The organism is Candidatus Brachybacter algidus (assembly GCF_016707225.1).
GTDB classification, from domain to species: domain Bacteria; phylum Bacteroidota; class Bacteroidia; order Chitinophagales; family Saprospiraceae; genus Parvibacillus; species Parvibacillus algidus.
In genome coordinates this window covers 907,546-928,937 of the sequence record NZ_JADJID010000003.1, presented here as the reverse complement: position 1 = coordinate 928,937, position 21,392 = coordinate 907,546, and the positions used below count along the sequence as shown (strand labels likewise).

Genomic DNA, 21,392 nt, shown 5'->3' with positions numbered 1-21,392 from the left:
TAAAACCAAACAAAAACACCACTATGTCAACACTTTTTCGTAAAAAATCAATTGCTAAAATCCTTATTGATGCAGAATCAGGCCTTAGTGATAGCCATGGTATAGGTTTAAAAAAAGTACTTGGAGTAAAAGATCTTACTGCATTGGGCATAGCAGCTGTCATCGGAGCTGGCGTATTCAGTAGTATTGGAAAGGCTTCGTTTGATGGTGGACCGGGGGTCATGTTTCTATATATTTTACGGCTATTGCTTGTGGATTTGCGGCACTGTGTTATGCAGAGTTTGCATCTACTGTTCCTGTATCAGGCAGCGCCTATACATATTCTTATGTAGCGTTTGGGGAGATCTTCGCATGGATCATCGGATGGGATCTATTGATGGAATATGCCATTGGTAATATTGCTGTGGCTATTTCATGGAGTGATTACTTTACTAATCTAACTAGCAAAGCAGGAATTCACATTCCCGACTGGCTTACTATGGATTATTCAACAGCTCATACTGGATTTACAAAAGTAAGTGAAGCTATTGCCTCTGGGATCAGTACTTCTGCAATGGATGCCATCGATTTATCTAGATATTATGCATGGCTCAATGCTCCAACTCTTGGAGGCTTGCATCTGATAGCTGATATACCGGCAATGCTAATAGTAGTTTTAATTACTTATATTGTCTATAGAGGAATAAAGGAATCTCGACGTGCAAGCAATGTCATGGTGTTAATTAAATTGGCTATTATTTTACTTGTCATTATTCTCGGTGCATTTTATATTAACACGGACAATTGGACGCCATTCACACCAACAGGCGTTACCGGTATCCTTAAAGGGGTATCTGCAGTATTCTTTGCCTACATCGGTTTTGATGCAATTAGTACGACAGCTGAAGAATGTAAAGACCCGCAACGGGATCTACCGCGCGGTATGATTTATGCCCTCATTATATGCACAGTACTTTATGTGGCATTATCTTTGGTATTAACCGGAATGGTTCATTATACAAAACTGAATGTTGGTGATCCACTTGCCATGGTATTTGATGCTGTAGATTTAAAATTTGTTTCTGCAATTGTGGCAGGAAGCGCCATAATTGCCACAGCGGGAGTTCTTTTGGTATTCCAATTGGGCCAACCAAGGATCTGGATGAGTATGAGTCGAGATGGTTTATTGCCTAAGGTCTTTTCAAAGATCCACCCAAAATATGGTACGCCATCCTTTTCAACTATACTGACAGGATTTTTGGTGGCAGTTCCGGCATTGTTTTTAAATCTTGATGTTGTTTTAGCATTAACCAGTATTGGCACTTTGTTTGCCTTTGTACTTGTTTGTGGAGGTATATTGGTGCTTCAGCAACAGAAGGACAGGCCTGAGAGTAAGTTTAAGGTTCCATACGTCAATGCGCAGTTTATTTTTCCGGTAGCTCTTGCCGGCACACTAGCTTTGATTTTCTACTATTATCCGACTTACTTTTCAGATATATTTGCATGGGAAACCTTTCCGATGATCATATTCTGGATTGTAGTAATAGTTCTTTGTGTCTACACCATAAAAAATAAATTCTCGTTAATTCCAATTCTGGGTCTTGTAAGTTGTTTTTATCTCATGGCGCAGGAGAGTCACACAAACTGGATGCGTTTTATAATTTGGTTGGCAATCGGACTTGTGGTTTACTTTCTATATGGATACTCACATAGTAAGTTGAGTAAATCTGAAAGTTAGTAGTCAGTAGTCAGTGTTCACTAATCAGTAATCAGAGGTTAGATGCTAGAGCTTAAATGCTAAAGGCTAATTGCTGGGGGATAGATGCTGAAAGTTTGACGTTGGAAGTTGGTGTCAAATATGATCTTTTTGATTTTCTGAAAAAAAAAATAATCTGCTAATACAATTTGAAATCAGCAGGGTAGTGGAGTACAATTATCTGTGGTGATATTCTGGCAAGTTGCTTAACACTAAAACACTTTCTTAAAATGTCTATCAATTTGCAATACAAAGCAATAATTTTGAATAACTTTAAGCTTATTATTTAAATATCGAAACTCAAATATTGGCAGCAAAATAGTTTAAATATGACCTTAGGAGAATTTATAATTTGGCTGGGATCTTCCCCTCAATACATCATCGGATACTTTTTATTGATGCCGGCAATGGCAGCACTGATGTGGTTTATCGCCAAAGACCAAGGCCATTTATCTCCATGGAAATACGTCTATACGACGATCCTATATGCCGTTTGTATTCCGGGTATTGCTTCTGTAGCTTTCAATATTTACCTGTTTGCCTTTCAAAGGCAGGACATTTATGCGACTAATTTATTTGTGCAAGTGCTTCCCATTTTATCCATGTTGGTCACTATTTGGCTCATGAAGCAAAATGTAGATTTCAAACTTTTGCCGGGATTTGATAGATTGAGCCAGTTGATCACCATCATATTCTGTGCCTTACTGATCATGTGGCTGGCAGATAAAGTCAGGATTTATTCATTTACATATGTGCCACTTTGGCAAATACTTCTGATACTGGGAGGTTTGATCCTGGCGATCAGATATGCGTGGCAGAAGCTGGTATAAATTATAGTATTCTAGTTTCAGAGGTATAAATAAACTCTAAAACTATTGATATTACTCAATTTAAGTTAGAAATTAGAAATTAGAAGTCAGAATGAGACTTCGAAGATTGAGTGTGGCAAAGGAAAACATTTAGTTAAATTTGAAATATTTACAAATTAGTCCAACGAATAGAATAACAGTTATTAGATTATAGTAAGTGTTTTCCGTATTGATTTTGTAAATTACTTTTTAAATAAAAATCTTGTATTATGAAGAATTTAATCTTACCCTTACTTTTATTTGCATCGCTCATAATTTCTTGCACTAAAGAAAATCCTCCTATCATTGAAGTTCCTATAGTAATTCCCGACACCGTAACCACTCCCGATACTATAATCAACCCTTACGTTAAATATACATATGAAGGAAATTGGAGATACACAGATTACAAAATTGTTCAAAACGTAGGGATAGTGCAAATTGACACTACATATCCCGGCATACTCGAACTGAATATCTCAAGTGACACTATAAAAGAAATTCCAGATTTCCACTATTTGAAGAAAAGTGATCTAATTCAAGATTCAATGGTCTGGATGAGAGCTTTTATTTATCTAAATTTGGGAGCTAGAATTGACTTAAGCACTGATGAGAAAGAAGTAAAATATCTTCGTGAGTTTTATAGCCCCCAAGGAGGTCCCAGTCGATTTTATTTTGAAGGTAAAAGGAATTAGCATCCATTTAAGTGTTCGTGTGCCTTAATCTAATAAAAATAAACTGCCACAAACTTACTTAAACAAAAAAACGACCGATTTGCACCGGTCGTTCTCTTTTATCTCGATATATTAATAGGAGATTACGCGCCTAACTGAGAATCAAGGTAAGTAACTGCATCTCCTACTGTTTGAATTTGCTCAGCTTGCTCATCAGGAATAGAGATGTTAAACTCTTTTTCTAACTCCATGATCAATTCTACAGTATCCAAAGAGTCAGCGCCTAGATCGTTGGTAAAACTAGCTTCTAGAGTTACTTCAGACTCGTCAACTCCTAGTCTTTCAACTATAATATTTCTGACTTTTTCTTCAATACTTTGTGACATTTTACGATTGTTTAAGTTTGATTTATAAAATTTAAGGTGCAAATTAAATCATTCCTACACCTATAAACAAAGTTTTGGAACAATTTTTTTCAAATCATTCAACAAAGCCTTACATATTCGAGTTCCTTCATTAAGAAGATTTTACTTTATTTTAAGTTATTTGCAATATTACCGGAAGATCAATATAGAATATTCAGTAGATTGGGACATCTTTAAAGACTTATGTGTTACTCAAGATAAGATTACTAATGAAAGAAATAAAGGGTGGAAACGGATTGGCAGATACGATCAAATTAATGAGGATACCATTTTCTTATTTCCTGATGCCAGTATTCTTATTTGCCGTCAGTGAAGTCAGACAACTTGATCTTTATGCGTTGATCATTAGTTTCATCGTGCTACATATTTTCATATACCCAGCCAGTAATGGATATAACAGCTATGTGGACAAGGATGAAGGCAGCATCGGTGGCCTCAGAAACCCACCAAAAGCTACTAAAAATCTTTTTTACCTTTCATTAGTTTTCGATATCATTGGCATTGGCCTTTCTCTGCTTTTAGGTTTTTATTTTTGTCTAGGTATTATCTTGTACATGATTGCATCAAGGGCTTATAGCTCTAAAGTTATCCGATTGAAGCGGTTTCCAATCCTCGGTTTTTTGACAGTTATTATATTTCAGGGTGGCTTCACCTTCTTTTTGATATATAATGCTGTTGATGCAGTAGAATTCAGTTTTATTTGGCCCGACATCCTACTTTTGTTCATTAGCTCAATACTTATAGCCGGGGTATACCCTATGACTCAGATATACCAACATGAAGCTGACAGAAATGACGGTGTCAATACGATTAGTATGGCCTTAGGCATCAGAGGAACTTTTATTTTTTCATCGGGAATGTTTGCTGTAGCTTCAGCTTTATTCTATTGGTATCACTTTGTTAATGATACTTTATCATTTTTCTGGTATTATCTTTTGTTTCTTAGTCCTGTGCTGATTTATTTCACTTCCTGGTTTTTGAAAGTAATAAAGAATGAGTCTGCGGCTGACTATACCAATACCATGAGACTTAATTTAATCGCATCTACTTGTTTAAACGTATATTTCATGCTAAAAATCTTATTAAATAATAATATTATATGAGTAGAATAATAAATATCGCAACTGCAGTGCCTGAACATTGCCATGATCAGTCCAAAATTGCGGAATTTATGAGTCATATTTACCAAGAGGAAAGCGGAGAAGACAATTTAGATAGAAAGCTAAAATTGTTATATGAACGAAGCGGTATAAAAACCCGCTATTCTGTGTTGCCGGATTTTTCATGTGATAAAGATGAAAGGACTTTCATACCAAGAGATGCCAGAAGTCTGCCATGGCCGGAGGTTCAGGACAGGATGGATTATTATAATAAATCTGCTATCGGACTTGCAAAAGAAAGTTTGGTGGGATCTCTAGATTCAAACATAAGTAAGAATCAAATAACCCATCTAATCACCGTATCATGCACCGGAATGTCAGCTCCTGGTATTGATATTGAACTTATCCAGGCGCTAGATCTGAACAGTAATATTGATCGTACATCAGTCAATTTTATGGGGTGCTACGCAGCGATACATGGTTTGAAGCAAGCTGACTACATTTGTAGGGCGGATAAAGATGCAGTAGTGGCTTTGGTATGTGTAGAAATATGTACCCTTCATTTTCAGAATTCAATGGACAAGGATCACCAAACAGCAAATATGATATTCGCTGATGGTGCTGCTTCTTGTCTGATTGTCGGGGATAATGTAAGTATAGGCCAATCAGGGGCATTAAGTATAGATGGATTTTATTCTGATCTGGCATTTAAAGGAAAAAGTGACATGGCGTGGAATATCACCTCTAAAGGTTTCCAAATGGTGCTTTCATCTTACATTCCTGATTTGATTAAATCAGATATCAAAAAGTTGGTTTATGCTGCTTTGGACAAGTTTAATCTTAACCAAAGCTCAATAAATCATTGGGCAGTGCATCCTGGCGGAAAGAAAATCCTTGAAGTAGTAAGTAGTGAATTAAAATTGAATCAAGGTGAACTTGAAAGCAGTTATGATATTTTAAAGAATTATGGTAACATGTCTTCCACTACAATTCTATTTGTGTTGAAGGAAATATTTGAAAATAAGTCTGCACCGGGAGATAAATCTTTTGGTGTAGCTTTTGGACCAGGACTAACACTTGAATCTATGATCCTAACACATGTTTAGATCCAGATCTCACGAAACAGAATTGCTTGATCTAACTGACATTGATCAGAATGACCTTTTTTGTAACCTTAGAGAACTCGATACGATCAATCAAATATTGGGAGGGCATAAGGTTTCTGTCGATGGGCTCAATAGCATTATTAAAAGCGCTAAGGTCGACAAACTTCATATTGTAGATATTGGCTGTGGAGGCGGAGATTCCCTTCGAGCATTTGAAAAATGGTCCCATAAGAGTGATGTCGATTTAAAACTGTCCGGGATAGATCTGAAAAAGGATTGTATAGATTTTTGTCGCAATCATGCACCTGAGGATTCTAAAATAAGCTACTTCTGTGATGATTACAGGAATATAAGTCATCAAATCCAAGACGCTGATATCGTTCATGCAGCTTTATTTTGTCATCATTTGACTGAAAATGAAATAGTTGAACTAATAAGATTTTGTTCTGAACACAACCTCATACTCTTGATAAATGATTTGGAAAGGAATATGATTGCTTATTATTCAATAAAAGTGCTGACAAAGTTATTTTCCAATTCCTATTTGGTTAGGAATGATGCACCACTATCTGTTTTGCGTGGTTTTAAAAAGAAAGAATGGATTAAAATGATTAATAAAAGTGGTGCGGAAAATTATATCATCAAAAATAAATGGGCTTTCAGACATTTGTTGATAATCTACCCTAATGGAAAATGAGACTTACGATTGCGGCATCATTGGAGCCGGACTGGCAGGCTTGTCCGCCGCAATTTTGCTTTCAAGGCTTGGCTACAAGGTTTTGGTGATGGAGCAGAAACAATTTCCCATGCACAAGGTCTGTGGTGAATATGTTTCTATGGAAAGTTATGATTTTCTTGAGAACTTAGGTTTGCCGTTGTCCAAAATGGATTTACCAATGATCCGGAATGTAAATATTTCTGCTCCAAATGGTTCGATGTTAAGTCAGGAGTTGGATTTGGGCGGCTTTGGGATAAGTCGTTATTTGCTGGATGATCTACTTGCAAAAAAATCTGTGGAATGCGGGGCGACACTTAAAGAAAACACTAAAGTTTTTGATGTTAGATACAAGGATGAAAAATTTGAAATATTTACTAATAATGGAAATTTTGTGACCAAACTCTGCATTGGATCTTTCGGCAAATATCCATTGTTCTCCATGAGGCATATCAAAAAAAGCATCAATTACATAGGAGTAAAATATCATATTAAGTCCGATCGGATCAAAAGAGATGTCATAGAATTACACAATTTCAAAGACGGTTATTGCGGAGTATCTGCTATTGAGAACGGCAGTGCATGTCTATGCTATCTTACAACAGCCGATAATTTGAAAAATCATGGCAATTCAATCCAAGAACTAGAAAAGAAGATCCTGATGAAAAATAAGTATCTGAAAAGTATTTTCGAGCGATCAGTTTTTGTGTTTGATAGACCAATGGTGATTTCCAATGTCACTTTTGAGTCAAAGAGGCCTGTCTGGAATAATATTTTAATGGTCGGAGATGCATCAGGTTCTATTGCTCCATTGTGCGGCAATGGCATGAGCATGGCTTTTCGCGGTGCAGGTATACTTTCCGAATTGTTAGTTAAGTTCCTAAATGGACAAATAGATCGGAAAGATTTAAACAAAATTTATACTGAGAAGTGGCAAGACAATTTTGAAAAAAGGATTAAAGTAGGTTTTTATTTACAAAAGTTATTTGGTAGAAATATACTGACTAATATTTCGATTTCTATGTTAAAATATTTACCATTCATCAGTAAGAAGATCATTCGACTGACACATGGTGATAAATTTTAGACTAAATTATATAACAACTAATGCAATTAAATATCATGAAAAATAACATATCAAGCGTAGCAATATTATTTATTATAAATGTTATGGTCTGTACCTTTACCAATGCACAATCTGTAAAATACGCGGACCTTTCATTTTCAGGCGGAACGACATATGGCATTTCGGCCTCATACGTTCACAATTGGAAGTTGGGATTGGGGAAGAATAATCGTTGGGAAGCAGGCTTAGGTCTTAGATATAGCGGTGCTTTCGCCACAGATGCTGAGTTTATTACATCCGGCCCTGCGAAATATACTCGTGGAAATACAACTCCTTTTGTCATTGTGTTTGCTGAGCAGCTGGACAAAAATTGGGATACTTTGACGGTGCAAAATCCTCTTATCAACTCTATTAATATAAGTGCAAACCTCGCTGTTAATATTACAGAAAAATTTGGGATTGGTTTGAATATTGACCTGGTTGGATTTTCTTTTGGACCTGAAAAGCAAGGCCAATTGGAAAGTAATAAAATAATAAGTAATGATGCTGTAAAGCCAACGACCTTTAACGTTTTATTGACGGGTGACCACGATATTGGATCCTTAAACTCAGAGTTTTTCATTAAATATAACTTCAATGACCATTGGGGAGCTCGTGGCATTTATCAGTTTCTATTTACTGAATATGAAACCAAGAATATTGAACAGACCTTCTATGATGGAGAGACTAATAGGCGATTCAGGAATAAGGGCAATAATTTTGGATTGGCAGTATTTTATAAGTTTTAGGTTGATAGCTGCGGGGTTGGGGAATTAACGCATTGGCACTTTAGCGCATTAGCTGATTAGCGCATTGGCATATTAGCACATTGGCGAATTAGCCTACAAATCATTTTTTTCACATAATACATATGTTTTCCTTATTGTAAACTAAAGTTTTGAAGTTACATATTATATTGGTAGTCAATGAAATATATTTTTATTGTTTATCTATAAAATCGAAAATATTGATGAATACCAAATATCTAACTTTAGGCTAAACACTCTCATCTGCTATACATTCTAATCGAAGTTTCATTCTAATTTCTAATTTCTTATTTCTAACTTTTATATTCTTCTTTCTAGCTTTTATCTATTCTTGTGAATCGCAAGTATTTGCATTATTCCTCCATCACTGTTCGATGCCCACCTTCTTCGAAAGTCCCTATTTACCTCGTTTGCAATAAATTATTTGCCCAAAAAGGTAATTATTGTAAAAAGTACACTAATTTTACCTTTTAATCTCTTTATTATATTTTACACATGTCTCAACGAACTTTCCAGAATACGAAAATTGTGGCCACTTTAGGTCCGGCAAGTGACTCTTACGAAAAAATGTTTGAACTCATTAAAGCAGGAGTCGATGTTTTTCGTATCAATATGTCTCACGGATCACACGATGTCGCTAAAACTCAAATAGAAACGATCGGCAAGATCAACGTCGATCACAATATCAATGTCGGCATTCTAGCTGATCTTCAGGGACCTAAGCTCAGAGTTGGTCAGATAGAAAATAACAAACTCGATTTAGCACCGGGTGATATCCTAACTTTCGTCAATGAAAAATGTGTAGGTACTAAAGAAAGAATCTACATGTCTTACCAAAGTTTTGCAGCTGATGTGGAAGTGGGGGAGCAAGTTCTGATTGATGATGGCAAGGTGGGTATGGAAGTGGTGGAGACTAATAATATCGATACAGTTAAGTTAAAAGTACTTTTTGGTAAAGAATTGTCTTCAAATAAAGGTGTTAACTTACCTGATACTAATGTATCGCTGCCGGCTTTAACAGAGAAAGACCTTGAAGATTTTGACTTTCTGATGACTCAACCGGTGAATTGGATCGCTTTATCATTTGTCCGATCTCCAAAAGAAATCAAACTACTTAAAGCTAAGATCAAGTCACATGGTCATCATGCTAGAGTCATAGCCAAAATTGAAAAACCTCAGGCAGTTGAGAAGATAGAGAAGATCATCAAAGCTTCAGACGGTATCATGATAGCGAGGGGTGACCTTGGTGTGGAGATGCCTATAGAGAAACTTCCTGGTATTCAGAAAAGAATCGTGGCACTTTGCATTCAATACGGCACTCCTTGCATAGTCGCAACTCAGATGATGGATAGTATGATCGTCAATCCTTCTCCTACAAGAGCAGAGGTAACTGACGTCGCCAATGCGGTACTGGATGGTACTGACGCAGTTATGTTGTCAGGCGAGACATCAGTTGGAGCATATCCTGTCGAGACCGTACGTGCTATGAATAGAATTATCGCTGAAGCTGAAACAAACTTTCCAGTTCAACGCCTCAGACCTTACCCTTCATCGAAATCTGCGACATTTATGTCTGATGTAGTTTGTTTCAATGCAGCTAAGACAGCAGAAGAGATCGGAGCTACAGCTATCATAGGGATGACAGCTTCAGGATATACAGGATTTAAAATTTCGTCTTACCGTAGCCACGCAGAAATATTTATATTTTCCGATCAAAAGGAGATCGCTGGCATGCTCAACCTAGTTTGGGGTGTACACTGCTATTACTATGATGGTTTTACCACTACAGACAATACGATCATCGATGTACAAGATTGCGATTGTAGATTAGATGAGGTCGCTGCGCTTTGGGCTTTGGGTCGCTTCGCTTTGGGCTTTGGCCGTGGAATAACGTTATATACTTTGGCGTATTAGCACTTTAGTAAATCACGGGAACAATAAAATTCTTCAATGCTGTTCGCTGTTTTCTGTTCGCTGTTCACTATTTTCCGTTCGCTGTATTCCCTGTGCTTTTACACTTCTGCTCTGTAATACTTACCTTTTTGTCATCTTTAATACTATCCACTTATATTCTTTATCTTCTATTTAAATAATATCTTCGCATCTTCAAATAAATAAAGATGCAAGTAAAAATAATCAACAAATCACGCAATCCCCTTCCAAACTATGAAACCGCAGGCAGTGCAGGTATGGATCTTAGAGCGAACATCGATATTCCAATAGAATTGCAACCGATGGAGCGGATGCTGATTCCCACCGGCTTATACATTGAGTTGCAACCAGGAACAGAGGCTCAAGTGCGACCTAGGAGCGGCCTGTCTATCAAGAAAGGACTTACTGTTATCAACGCACCAGGAACCATTGACAGTGATTATCGCGGTGAGCTCAAAATCCCTATAATCAACCTTTCACAGGAATTGCAGACCATTGATCCTGCTGAACGTATTGCCCAGATGGTGATCGCCAGATATGAAACAGTTACGCTAGTAGAAGTGGATGATATAAGCCCATCTGACCGTGGAGATCGAGGATTTGGTTCTACGGGACATCAATAATTGGCTATATAATTCGTTAATAAAGGGATGCTTTCAAGGAAAAAGTCTAGAAATTAGAACCACTTTCCGCCCCATGTGTTAAATCAGTTAAATTCCAATAAATAGTGGTAAGACTTTTATTCATTTTTCAATTTTTCATATTTTTCAATTCTGCTATTTCAGCTCAGATTGAGACTATATCTACAAAGGACACCACGAGATATAGTGAGAAACAAGCGATGGAGGAAGAAAAATTTATCGCTGCAACTGCCTTCAGATTGGCTAATAAAACTAAGGAGGCCATACCGCTTCTTCAGGAATTGATCAAAAATAACAAGACTGAACCTACATTTTATTATGAGTTAGCCCGAACATATTACCTTGATAAACAATATGATGATGCACTTACGAATGCATCCAAATCTGTAAGTCTTGATCCTGCCAACCTTTATTATGCCATATTCGAAGCTGAGATCCTTGAAAAACAAGGAAATGCAGAAATGGCTGCTTCTAAATATGAGACAATTATATCCAAGCATCCACGGGTTGAAGAATATTGGTTGAAAATGGCAAAATTATACAGTGCAGCAGCAATGCCTGTTAAGTCCATAGAAACTTTTGAAAGAATGGGTAATACATTTGGCTTTTCAGAAGAAATCCTTTTTAGGAAATTCAGAGCACAATCCGAAGCAGGTGATTTAAATGCTGCCGTTTTAACATTAGAGCAATTAGTTAAATCTTTCCCGGACAATTTACAGGCAAAAAATACACTGGCGAGCATCTATAAATCAGATGGCAGGGAGGAAGATGCAAAAGAACTTTATTCCGAAGTACTTCAATCAGATCCAACAAATGCCAATGCGAATATTGCCTTAGCTCAGGGAATGAAAGAAGGAGTAAACGACAGTCAATATCTTAATTCTATCATCGCCATAATTGAAAATCCACAAATCACGATTGACAGCAAAATCAGTGGAATTCTTCCTTTTATTGATAAATATATTGACACTCAGGATACTTCACTTGTCTCGCCTCTAGGTAAAATAGCGACACAACTTGTAAAGGCTCATCCCTCAGAAGCTAAAGCATGGGCTATATCGGGTGATATCAGATTGCATATAGGGCAGTACACTGATGCTCTATTATCTTATGATGAAGCGTTGAAATTGACACAAAGAGTGTATGCTGTATATGAACAAAAAATGTTGTTATTGACATACTTAAAAAGGTACGAGGATCTTAAGAAATGTGTAAACGAAGCAATGGATGTCTATCCTAATCAGATTAATAACTATGTCAACCTTGCTTTTGCGGAACTCAAGCTTGGGCATCCGGATGAAGCACTTTCTCCATTAAGTACCGCTGAGCTGATGACAGGCAATAACCATCCCCAGGCAGCATTGATCAATAGCATGCTGGCCATCGCTTACACAGCGACCAATGATAAGGAGCAAGCCAATACCCACTTTCAGAGGACTGATTTGTTGAGCAAAGGCAATTTAAATTCTATGGCGCAGGTAGCAGGTATGCTGGCGGAGTTTGGCATTAGACTTGACCTTGCGAGGATCAAAATAGAAGCGGCTACTGTAAAAAATGATAAAGACCCATTTAATGCAGCTACGGCAAGCCTCATCGATTTCAAAGAAAAGAATTACGTTTCTTCTTTAAAATGGATAGAAATGGCTATAAACAATGGTGGTTTAAAATATCCTTCCATCGCCGAGCAAGCGGGAGACGTCTATTTTATGTCGAAAAATGTAACCAAGGCAATGGATATGTGGAGACTGGCCAAGTCTATGGGTGTAAATACGCTTTCACTCGATAAAAAAATAGCATCAAAGGTTTATATTCAGTGAGATTTTATTAAAAAATCAACAATAGTGAAAAATACATACATCGTAAATGGCTGCAGGACACCGATTGGAAGTTTTGGAGGTACTTTGGCCTCAGTGAGGCCTGATGACATGTTAAGCCATGTCATAAAGCATCTCGTTACCCTTAACCCTGACATGGATCCAGGTCAAATTGATGATGTCATCATGGGTTGCGCCAATCAAGCAGGAGAAGATAACAGAAACATAGCACGGATGTCAGGTTTGCTCGCCGGACTGCCATATACTGTTCCTGGAGAGACGGTCAATAGATTATGTGCTTCCGGAATGTCGGCAGTTATACATGCGCATCGTGCTATCCACACTAATGAAGGCCAACTTTTCATAGCAGGCGGGGTAGAGAATATGACCAGAGGACCTTGGGTCATAAGCAAGACCAGTTCAGCATATGGACGAGATGCGAAAATGTATGATTCAAGTTTTGGGTGGAGATTTATCAATCCACAATTAAAAGAATTATACGGCATAGATGCCATGGGTGATACTGCGGAGAATCTTGCAGAGATGTACAACATAAGTCGCGAACGACAAGACGCCTTTGCATATAATTCGCAGGTAAAAGCAAAAAATGCTTTGGATTCAGGATTCTTCAAAGAAGAAATTGTTCCTATTCCTTTCCAAAAAAGTAGAAAAGAAAGTGGGATATACGAACATGATGAATTTCCACGACCAAATACTGATCTGAGCATACTTGGAAATTTATCAGCAGCATTTAAGCAGGGAGGCTCTGTGACTGCAGGCAACAGTTCAGGGCTAAATGATGGAGCCATTGCAATGCTAATTGCTTCAGATGAAGGATTGAAAACTCACAAACTTGAACCAATAGCCAGAATAGTTTCTTCGGCTGTCAAAGGTGTCGAACCGCGCATCATGGGTATAGGACCGGTTCCTGCCACCAATCTTGCGTTAAAAAGAGCAGGATTAACACTTGATCAGATGGATATTATCGAATTAAATGAGGCTTTTGCAGCTCAGTCAATAGCTTGCTTAGACGCATTAAATCTTTCCATAGATGATGAACGAATCAATCCTCAAGGAGGCGCCATTGCCCTAGGTCATCCACTGGGCATGACTGGTGCACGCCTGCTTCATACTGCTGCACTGCAGTTGCGTAGAACTAACAAAAGGTATGCATTGTGCACCATGTGCGTTGGGGTAGGGCAAGGATATGCTGTGATATTAGAAAGAGTTTAAAAATATTCATTATTTTTACTGAAAACAACTAATGTAATGAAATTAAATAAAGGTACATTATTGATCGGAGCAGTTATTCTGATTTTCACTTTATTCAGATATTTTTCTAATACTCAAGTCAATGAAGTCACAGGTGAAACTCAGCATGTTGCACTTTCAGTGAATGATGAAATAGCCATGGGACTGCAAAGTGCGCCACAAATGGCAGCAGAATTTGGGGGTTTATCTTCCAATATGAACAACCAAGCTTTGGTGAAAGAGGTAGGACAGAAGGTCGTATTCCAATCTTCCGCATCCAGAACACCTTATAAATACGATTTTCACTTACTTGCTGATCCCAATACTGTCAATGCTTTCGCTCTGCCTGGTGGGCAGATATTTATTACAGAAGGTTTGTTATCCAGACTAAAAACGGAGGATCAGTTAGCGGGCGTGTTAGGTCATGAGGTTGGACATGTAGTAGCTAGGCATAGTGGAGAGAAAATGGCTAAGGACCAATTGTATCAAGGTTTGTTGAATAGCGCAGCCATCGGTACAGGCGGAGATATGAGTGTGACTCAGATAGGGCAAGTAGTAGCAGCTAATGTTTCAATGAGCTTTGGGAGAGATCAGGAGCTACAATCCGACGATCTTGGAGTTAGATTTATGATGGAATCCGGTTATGACCCTGAAGCTTTAATGGATGTTATGCAAATACTCAAGGATGCATCAGGAGGTAGAGATGTACCAGAATTTCAAAGTACACACCCAAGTCCTGAAAACAGGAAGGAAAAGATACGAGCTGCCATTGATAAATATAAGGTAGCTTTGGGCAAATAGTCTTAAGACAACATCATGATTTACAGTTTCAAAGGTTTTATACCTGTCATCCATCCCTCTTCATTTGTTCATCCAATGGCTACTGTGACAGGAAATGTCATCATAGGAAAGCATGTCTATATTGGTCCCGGAGCTGCATTGCGCGGTGACTGGGGTGCTGTAGTGATCGATGACGGATGTAATGTCCAGGAAAATTGCACGCTACATATGTTTCCAGGTAAAACGATCCATTTGATGCAGAATTCACACATAGGACATGGTGCTATAATCCATGGAGCTTCGATTGGTAGAGATTGCATGGTGGGTATGAATGCAGTAATCATGGATAATGTGCATTTAGGAGATGGAAGTATCGTAGGTGCACTGACTTTTGTTCCTGAAGGAATGGAAGTACCGCCAAGGTCAATATTGGTAGGTAATCCTGCCCGAATAGTCAAGGAAGTTTCAGATGAAATGCTGGCTTGGAAGAAGAAAGGTACACGCCTCTACCAAACTTTGCCAAATGACATGAAAAATCATTGGCAAGAAGTCGAGCCTTTGGCAGAAATACCTGTTGAAAGACCAGATCAAGCCTTGTTATTTGAAAATTGGAATGAGATCAAGAACAATGATTAATCGTCCTTAATATTCCCTTAAACTTAGTTCTGGGGTTAATTTTACCTGAAATTAGAATTTCAGATTGAAGTTATATTTATATAGATATACAAAAAGTGCCATTACACCAAAAAGGAATAAAAAGAAGTAAAGAAAACAATAACCTTTTTTTCCGGCATTTTCAACATTTGTCATAGTAGGAGCGTCCTTTTATTAAACTTTCACAAAAGAAATCATTTTATCAGATAAAGCCAAATAAATTGAGGGAAATTTGTGCGAAGCTTTCAGTAAATTGTTGATGGATGTTGTTACTCATCTTTTAATTTGCATCACAATTCAAAAATCACCAAAAATTAATTTTCATTTTTCATTTTTCTTCTTTCATTATATAGTACTCCACCGATAGGTCCGATGTTCGATCCTCAGCAAATCAAGCACTCTGTCTACAACCGTCATAGCCAATTCATCTATCGATTTTGGTTGCGAATAAAAAGAAGGCGTTGCTGGGCAAATGATACCTCCTGCCTCTGTAATAGAAGTCATATTGCGCAATTGAATTAGGTTGTAAGGTGCTTCACGTGGCACAAGGATTAACGTCCTGCGTTCCTTCAGCATCACATCTGCTGCTCTGGTGATGAGATCATCAGAAATACCATTTGCAATACGACCTATTTGACCCATTGATGATGGAATGAGTACCATGGCGTCATATCCGGCGGAACCGGAGGCGAAAGGGGCGAAAAAATCATTATTGGCGTAGATCTTGTAAGGAATGGCTGATTCTTCAAACGTGGACATTTCCAGTTTCCAGTTGATCTTGGCATTTTCGGTCATGATAAGATCAATGTGCAGGTCATGAAGATTCAATACTGCTAACTTTTCTACAAGTAACTTGGCGTAGATCGATCCGCTGGCGCCACCAATGGCAATTACAATTTTTCTGTTCATACAGATACTAAATAACTATTTCGGTTAAAAAGTTGAAAATTTAACAGCACTTGATGTAATAATATTGCTCATTTATCTGCTTGTATATTTGATTTTGACTAGACAAGGCTAAAAGATGTAATGATTAAAAGTTAAAATGGTAAATAATGAATTGATTCTTAAAAACCTTATTGAAATAGGTTTATTCCAACTTGATTATTTGACACGCCTCGTTCAGGCTAGCTAATGCTCCTTCTGACTTTTCGTTCATGGTGAAAAACCCCAAGGTCTCACTTCCAATAAAAAAACAGGCTTCGATTTCAAACATTTTATTATCGCCTTCACCTACCTCTTTGATTTTGTAATATGCAATTACATTTTCCAATTTTTCGCATAAATCAAGTTTTTTATAAGTAGCTTCATTTGCAGGATCCTTGAAGTATTTCAGGAAACTTTCATTTTTTTCTCCTTTTAGGATTTCAAAACCTATGATGCCATTGAAGGGACTATCTTCAGATCTCGAATATATCAGCTCAGTTGCTTCAGAACCCGGCGACTTTGTGTACCCATTTCTTTCAAGATAGTCAAGGTCGAGATAGTCATTAGGATTAATATTTTTTGATATTTCGGTCTTTAAGTTTGGAGTATTGTATATCTGTGCATTGCTCCATGTTGTTGCAAAGTTTAAGATTAAAAAACAACAAAGTAATTTCATCTTTTTTTATTTGGTTATTTTTAATTTAATTTAAGAAGGCTAAATTAATTGAAGTCAGATTATTTCCATTTTATTTTTTTTAAGGCAACGAATTTCCATTAATTAGAATAATAATATTAACTCAAGTTTCGGCAGTTAAGAAACAAAGGTAGATGGCTGATGTAAGATGTTAGATGCTTGCCCGACTAGCCAAAGTGACGGCGGGGAGTGTAGTCAACTGATTAATATTTTTTCTTTAATAGGTTTAATAGAAGAAATATCCATGTGATTGATGGAAATCCATCTAAAATCTACCCCGCCTTGTTCGGCGGACAAGCTTCTACCATCTAACATTTTATAAAGATTCTAATTTTTCTTTTAATTAAGAAAATTTGACTACCTAAACTTGAAATATTAATTATTCCTGTGACAGACTTATGTTTTTAAGGTTTTGTATGCAGCATGAGAATAAGTTCGCCCATTTTTAGAAAGTTTTATTTGATAAAAAATATCCATTAACTTTTTGACAAACAAACAGCAAACAACAAACAACAAACAACGAACTTTTTCAATTAATTAGCTCATAATCAACTTTTCAGCTTTATTTTTTTATATTTACAAAGCATTTTATTTGCTGTCCGTTTTTTTCTTATGGTAAACTTAAATTAATATATTATGAAGACACTTTTATTGCTAACTATTTCTTTTTTTACTTTTGGACTGCATGCGCAATTACTCACTACTTCCGGTAATCAATGGAATATAAAACATACGTCTTTTAATGGCTGGCAAGATACTTATGGTGTCAAGATAGGTGAGGAAGAAGAAATTAATGGAGTAACTTACAAGAAGGTGTTGGAAAACACTGGTTTCCCTGAAGAAAACTGGATTGAAACGAACGCCTTCCTTCGTGAAGATGGAGATAAGGTATATTGTAAGGCTGGTGATCAGCCGGAATATGTACTATACGATTTTGGATTAGAGGTTGGAGATATTTTCTCTACTATCTTTTGTGATATGGAAGTAATCGCTAAAGGTAATATAACATTGGTCGATGGAAGTAGTCGTAAGACATTGAAATTGAAGGCTTCCGGAGTCGATATCGTAGAAACAACCTGGATCGAAGGACTTGGAAGTGCAGAATATGGAATTATTTCCTATCCTAATATTTGTGCGACGGATTATGCCGAGGAGTTGTTGTGCTTCTATGAGGCTGATGAAATTAATTTCCCATCTATATCTGCTAATTGCCTCATTTTAAAAATCAAAGAAGTAGAAGAAAGGGCTGTGAAACTCTATCCAAATCCAGCTTCAGCTAGCCTTACTATTGTCAACGAAAGTGGTGTGTTTTCCTCCTATAAACTAATGGATGTTACAGCAAGAATAGTACATCAAGCAGATTTAGTTAATGGCGCAAATGTAATAATTACGGCTTCTTATGCTCCAGGTTTTTACAATCTGGTACTAACTAATAATAAGGGAGAATCGGTCAGCAAAAGAATTATCTTGCAGTAGATATTTAAAATCAAATCATATTTAATTGATTTTGAGTATTTATTATAAAAAACCTTTAAGAGACAACCTTTTAAAGGTTTTTTTTGTCTCTATAATAGAAATCATTCTTCACCATCTTATATTTTTTTAAATCGAATTCTCCCGATTTACTCTAACGCTATATTAATTCAAAAAAAATCGATGTTTTATGGATTTCAATAAAATACAATTTGGAAAATCAGACCTGATGGTTTCTCCAATTTCTTTTGGTGGCAATGTCTTTGGATGGACGCTTAACGAAAGGGAATCTTTCAGGATTCTTGATGAATTTTTCGATCATGGTTTCAACTTCATTGATACCGCTGACTCTTACTCAATTTGGGTGCCAGGCCATAAGGGTGGTGAATCCGAAACGATCATTGGTAAGTGGATGAAGATGCGCGGAAATAGAGACCAAATGGTCATCGCCACTAAGCTTGGAACAGATCTTGGTGGTGGAAAGTCTGGTTTGAGTGGTAAATATATGAAAGAAGCTGTTGAAGCTAGTCTTCAGAATCTGCAAACAGATTACATTGATTTATATCAATCACATCAGGAAGACCTTTCTACAGATGTTTCTGAGACGATAGAAGCATATAATAAGCTAATCTCTGAAGGTAAAGTCCGCTATATAGGTGCTTCTAATATTTCTGCAGAGCGTATCCAAGCTTCCAATGACTATGCAAAAGAGCATGATTTGTCAGGATATATAAGTCTTCAGCCATTATATAATTTGGTTGAAAGAGAAAAATTTGAAACTGAATATCTAACTATGGTGCAACAAGATGACTTGGCAGTAATGAGTTATTTTGCCTTAGCCAGTGGTTTTCTTACCGGAAAATATCGCTCTGAAGCTGATCTTGGTAAAAGCCCTAGAGGCGGAGGAATGGCTAAGTACTTTGAAGGAATAGGTCCTAAAGTACTCAATGCTCTGGACGATGTTTCTGCACAGAATGGCAGGCCATTAGCTCAAATCGCTCTTGCTTGGCAGTTACAAAAATCATTCATTACGACGCCAATAGCAAGTGCTACATCATCTGCACAGTTACACGATCTTATGGCCTCTGTGACGCTTACGCTGACTGAAAGCCAGATGGAGCTGTTGGATGATGCGAGTCATTTTTAAACAGTGACCAGAAGTCAGAAATCAGAAGTCAGAAATCAGAAGTCAGAAGTCAGTAGTCAGTAGGCAGTAGTCAGTAGGCAGTAGTCAGTAGTCCGTAATCAAACTTTACTTCTAAAAACAATATGCTAACTTAAAAAGTTGAAAGGCTAACTGTAAAGTGCAAAATGACGTCGGTTAGATTTCACCCTCTTTCAGAGGGGTGCAGGGGGAGTCTATGATACTTATGCGGCATTCATTTGATTTACAGTATATTAACTTTGATTTAACGGAAACTTTTAGACAAGGTTTAACACATAATTGTGTACATCTTAACTCCAATAGTTTAATTTTTATAATAAAACAAATGCATCATATATGACCTCCATTCCATTATCCATTCTTGAATTAGCCGTCGTCTCTCAGGGTGAAAATGCTGCAGATGCCATAGAACGTTCAGTGAAAATTGCGCGCCATGTGGAAAAGCTAGGTTATAAGAGAGTATGGCTCGCTGAACACCACAATATGGAACACATTGCTAGTTCGGCTACATCAGTTTTGATAGGGCACTTAGCAGGTAAAACTTCAACTATCCGGGTAGGTTCGGGTGGTATCATGTTGCCCAATCATGCACCGCTCGTCATAGCCGAACAATTCGGTACATTGGAAACTTTATATCCGGGTCGTATAGATCTTGGACTTGGCAGAGCACCTGGAACAGATCAACTTACAGCTATGGCCTTAAGAAGAAATAACATGGCTACGGCATATGACTTTCCTGAGGATATTAAAAGCCTTCAGACGTTCTTCAGTGCTTCAAATAGAAATTCTAAAGTCAGGGCTTTTCCCGGTGAAGGACTTGATATACCTATCTGGATCCTTGGTTCAAGCACAGATAGTGCTTACTTAGCCGCAAAAATGGGTTTGCCGTATGCCTTTGCAGCACATTTCGCTCCGGCTCAGTTCCGAACAGCAATTGAAATATACAGAAGTAATTTTCAACCTTCAGCTCAACTCGATAAACCTTATGTTCTTGCCTGTGTCAACATCTTTGGTGCTGAAACTGATGATGAAGCAGAATTCCTTGTCACAAGTCTATACCGAATGTTTCTTGGTATTGTAACCAATGAGCGCGTTCCACTGCAGCCACCAGGCAATCTTCCATCGACATTTTATCTTCCTGAAGTGCAGGACATGTTGCAACGAATGACCGCTTGCACTTTTACTGGCAGTGAGGATAGTTTAAGAAAGAAACTTTCTGTATTTATTGCTGAAACCGGTGTGGATGAATTGATGGCAGTAAGTTATATTTATGATATGGATAAGAGGTTGAGGAGTTATGAGATTTTGAAGGAGAGTATGATAGTATGACAGAATGAGATTATATTAGTGTTACAGTAGGGACATGGCTTGCCCTTGTCCGTAATGTATATAATAGGTATGACAGTATATTAGTATATTGATATATCAGTATGATATTATTTTAGTGCACCTGTTATATAAAATTGAAGTTCACAAATATTGAAGTTTACCAGAATTTATAAAATAGAATAAAACCTGAAGGGTGAAATTATTATAGAATATGCCGCATGGTTGAAAATAGAACCCGAAGGTGGTGACATTATGAA

General features: G+C 37.3%; 19 protein-coding genes and 1 pseudogene. 17 read left to right on the top strand and 3 right to left on the bottom strand.

Annotation, left to right across the window (positions count from 1 at the left end; translation table 11 throughout):
• The first annotated feature begins 23 nt into the window (after positions 1–23).
• The 3 genes and pseudogenes from IPI15_RS13780 (at position 24) to IPI15_RS13770 (ending at position 3,278) form a co-directional block, all read left to right on the top strand.
• Positions 24–1,717, top strand: a pseudogene (locus tag IPI15_RS13780) (amino acid permease).
• A 347-nt stretch (positions 1,718–2,064) separates the two neighbouring features.
• Positions 2,065–2,565, top strand: a complete 501-nt coding sequence (locus IPI15_RS13775; protein WP_287403192.1) for a hypothetical protein — start codon at positions 2,065–2,067, stop codon at positions 2,563–2,565.
• A 248-nt stretch (positions 2,566–2,813) separates the two neighbouring features.
• Positions 2,814–3,278, top strand: coding sequence for a hypothetical protein (locus tag IPI15_RS13770; RefSeq protein ID WP_287403194.1), 465 nt, complete (start codon positions 2,814–2,816; stop codon positions 3,276–3,278).
• Between the two features lie 122 nt (positions 3,279–3,400).
• On the opposite strand, the gene IPI15_RS13765 is transcribed toward IPI15_RS13770, so the two are convergent.
• Positions 3,401–3,643, bottom strand: a complete 243-nt coding sequence (locus IPI15_RS13765) for an acyl carrier protein (RefSeq protein WP_287403196.1) — start codon at positions 3,641–3,643, stop codon at positions 3,401–3,403.
• A 248-nt stretch (positions 3,644–3,891) separates the two neighbouring features.
• On the opposite strand from IPI15_RS13765, the gene IPI15_RS13760 reads away from it, so the two are divergent.
• From IPI15_RS13760 to IPI15_RS13710, 11 genes are all read left to right on the top strand, one after another.
• Positions 3,892–4,785 (top strand): UbiA family prenyltransferase, encoded by an 894-nt coding sequence (locus IPI15_RS13760; protein WP_287420738.1) that lies wholly within the window; start codon positions 3,892–3,894, stop codon positions 4,783–4,785.
• Positions 4,782–5,888, top strand: a complete 1,107-nt coding sequence (locus tag IPI15_RS13755; RefSeq protein ID WP_287420737.1) for a type III polyketide synthase — start codon at positions 4,782–4,784, stop codon at positions 5,886–5,888. The genes IPI15_RS13760 and IPI15_RS13755 overlap by 4 nt, the downstream gene beginning before the upstream one ends.
• Positions 5,881–6,585, top strand: coding sequence for a methyltransferase domain-containing protein (locus IPI15_RS13750; RefSeq protein ID WP_287420735.1), 705 nt, complete (start codon positions 5,881–5,883; stop codon positions 6,583–6,585). Before IPI15_RS13755 ends, IPI15_RS13750 begins: the two co-directional genes overlap by 8 nt.
• Positions 6,575–7,690, top strand: a complete 1,116-nt coding sequence (locus IPI15_RS13745) for an NAD(P)/FAD-dependent oxidoreductase (RefSeq protein ID WP_287403202.1) — start codon at positions 6,575–6,577, stop codon at positions 7,688–7,690. The genes IPI15_RS13750 and IPI15_RS13745 overlap by 11 nt, the downstream gene beginning before the upstream one ends.
• Positions 7,691–7,725: 35 nt before the next feature.
• Positions 7,726–8,457 carry a hypothetical protein gene (locus IPI15_RS13740; RefSeq protein ID WP_287403204.1) on the top strand — a complete coding sequence of 244 codons (732 nt, stop codon included), beginning with the start codon at positions 7,726–7,728 and terminating at the stop codon, positions 8,455–8,457.
• A gap of 513 nt (positions 8,458–8,970) precedes the next feature.
• The gene (gene pyk / locus IPI15_RS13735; RefSeq protein ID WP_287420732.1) at positions 8,971–10,389 is read left to right on the top strand and encodes a pyruvate kinase; all 1,419 of its coding nucleotides are present in this window, start codon (positions 8,971–8,973) and stop codon (positions 10,387–10,389) included.
• A 206-nt stretch (positions 10,390–10,595) separates the two neighbouring features.
• Positions 10,596–11,030 (top strand): dUTP diphosphatase, encoded by a 435-nt coding sequence (gene dut, locus IPI15_RS13730; protein ID WP_287403206.1) that lies wholly within the window; start codon positions 10,596–10,598, stop codon positions 11,028–11,030.
• Positions 11,031–11,134: 104 nt separating this feature from the next.
• A complete protein-coding gene (locus IPI15_RS13725; protein ID WP_287420730.1) occupies positions 11,135–12,865 on the top strand; it encodes a tetratricopeptide repeat protein in 1,731 nt (576 codons plus the stop codon).
• Between the two features lie 24 nt (positions 12,866–12,889).
• Positions 12,890–14,095, top strand: a complete 1,206-nt coding sequence (locus tag IPI15_RS13720) for an acetyl-CoA C-acyltransferase (RefSeq protein WP_287420728.1) — start codon at positions 12,890–12,892, stop codon at positions 14,093–14,095.
• Between the two features lie 36 nt (positions 14,096–14,131).
• A complete protein-coding gene (locus IPI15_RS13715) occupies positions 14,132–14,914 on the top strand; it encodes a M48 family metalloprotease (RefSeq protein ID WP_287420727.1) in 783 nt (260 codons plus the stop codon).
• A 15-nt stretch (positions 14,915–14,929) separates the two neighbouring features.
• Entirely contained in the window at positions 14,930–15,529 is a 600-nt protein-coding gene (locus IPI15_RS13710; protein ID WP_287403213.1) for an acyltransferase, read from the top strand.
• A gap of 363 nt (positions 15,530–15,892) precedes the next feature.
• On the opposite strand, the gene IPI15_RS13705 is transcribed toward IPI15_RS13710, so the two are convergent.
• Both IPI15_RS13705 and IPI15_RS13700 read right to left on the bottom strand, forming a co-directional pair.
• Positions 15,893–16,456 carry a UbiX family flavin prenyltransferase gene (locus IPI15_RS13705; protein WP_287403214.1) on the bottom strand — a complete coding sequence of 188 codons (564 nt, stop codon included), beginning with the start codon at positions 16,454–16,456 and terminating at the stop codon, positions 15,893–15,895.
• A 181-nt stretch (positions 16,457–16,637) separates the two neighbouring features.
• Complete coding sequence (locus IPI15_RS13700; RefSeq protein WP_287420726.1) at positions 16,638–17,150, bottom strand: hypothetical protein; 513 nt, start codon at positions 17,148–17,150, stop codon at positions 16,638–16,640.
• A 654-nt stretch (positions 17,151–17,804) separates the two neighbouring features.
• On the opposite strand from IPI15_RS13700, the gene IPI15_RS13695 reads away from it, so the two are divergent.
• From IPI15_RS13695 to IPI15_RS13685, 3 genes are all read left to right on the top strand, one after another.
• The gene (locus IPI15_RS13695; protein ID WP_287403218.1) at positions 17,805–18,644 is read left to right on the top strand and encodes a T9SS type A sorting domain-containing protein; all 840 of its coding nucleotides are present in this window, start codon (positions 17,805–17,807) and stop codon (positions 18,642–18,644) included.
• A 187-nt stretch (positions 18,645–18,831) separates the two neighbouring features.
• Positions 18,832–19,788 (top strand): aldo/keto reductase, encoded by a 957-nt coding sequence (locus IPI15_RS13690; RefSeq protein WP_287403220.1) that lies wholly within the window; start codon positions 18,832–18,834, stop codon positions 19,786–19,788.
• 354 nt (positions 19,789–20,142) lie between these two features.
• Positions 20,143–21,135, top strand: a complete 993-nt coding sequence (locus tag IPI15_RS13685) for an LLM class flavin-dependent oxidoreductase (RefSeq protein WP_287403222.1) — start codon at positions 20,143–20,145, stop codon at positions 21,133–21,135.
• Positions 21,136–21,392: the final 257 nt, after the last annotated feature.

What these genes read in the sequence shown, in the direction of transcription:
- IPI15_RS13710 (WP_287403213.1), top strand. Translation starts at nt 14,930, where the DNA reads ATGATTTACAGTTTCAAAGGTTTTATACCTGTCATCCATCCCTCTTCA.
- IPI15_RS13705 (WP_287403214.1), bottom strand. Translation starts at nt 16,456, where the DNA reads ATGAACAGAAAAATTGTAATTGCCATTGGTGGCGCCAGCGGATCGATC.
- IPI15_RS13685 (WP_287403222.1), top strand. Translation starts at nt 20,143, where the DNA reads ATGACCTCCATTCCATTATCCATTCTTGAATTAGCCGTCGTCTCTCAG.
- IPI15_RS13715 (WP_287420727.1), top strand. Translation starts at nt 14,132, where the DNA reads ATGAAATTAAATAAAGGTACATTATTGATCGGAGCAGTTATTCTGATT.
- IPI15_RS13700 (WP_287420726.1), bottom strand. Translation starts at nt 17,150, where the DNA reads ATGAAATTACTTTGTTGTTTTTTAATCTTAAACTTTGCAACAACATGG.
- IPI15_RS13690 (WP_287403220.1), top strand. Translation starts at nt 18,832, where the DNA reads ATGGATTTCAATAAAATACAATTTGGAAAATCAGACCTGATGGTTTCT.
- IPI15_RS13750 (WP_287420735.1), top strand. Translation starts at nt 5,881, where the DNA reads ATGTTTAGATCCAGATCTCACGAAACAGAATTGCTTGATCTAACTGAC.
- IPI15_RS13740 (WP_287403204.1), top strand. Translation starts at nt 7,726, where the DNA reads ATGAAAAATAACATATCAAGCGTAGCAATATTATTTATTATAAATGTT.
- IPI15_RS13775 (WP_287403192.1), top strand. Translation starts at nt 2,065, where the DNA reads ATGACCTTAGGAGAATTTATAATTTGGCTGGGATCTTCCCCTCAATAC.
- IPI15_RS13745 (WP_287403202.1), top strand. Translation starts at nt 6,575, where the DNA reads ATGGAAAATGAGACTTACGATTGCGGCATCATTGGAGCCGGACTGGCA.
- dut (WP_287403206.1), top strand. Translation starts at nt 10,596, where the DNA reads ATGCAAGTAAAAATAATCAACAAATCACGCAATCCCCTTCCAAACTAT.
- IPI15_RS13695 (WP_287403218.1), top strand. Translation starts at nt 17,805, where the DNA reads ATGAAGACACTTTTATTGCTAACTATTTCTTTTTTTACTTTTGGACTG.
- IPI15_RS13770 (WP_287403194.1), top strand. Translation starts at nt 2,814, where the DNA reads ATGAAGAATTTAATCTTACCCTTACTTTTATTTGCATCGCTCATAATT.
- IPI15_RS13755 (WP_287420737.1), top strand. Translation starts at nt 4,782, where the DNA reads ATGAGTAGAATAATAAATATCGCAACTGCAGTGCCTGAACATTGCCAT.
- IPI15_RS13765 (WP_287403196.1), bottom strand. Translation starts at nt 3,643, where the DNA reads ATGTCACAAAGTATTGAAGAAAAAGTCAGAAATATTATAGTTGAAAGA.
- IPI15_RS13760 (WP_287420738.1), top strand. Translation starts at nt 3,892, where the DNA reads ATGAAAGAAATAAAGGGTGGAAACGGATTGGCAGATACGATCAAATTA.
- pyk (WP_287420732.1), top strand. Translation starts at nt 8,971, where the DNA reads ATGTCTCAACGAACTTTCCAGAATACGAAAATTGTGGCCACTTTAGGT.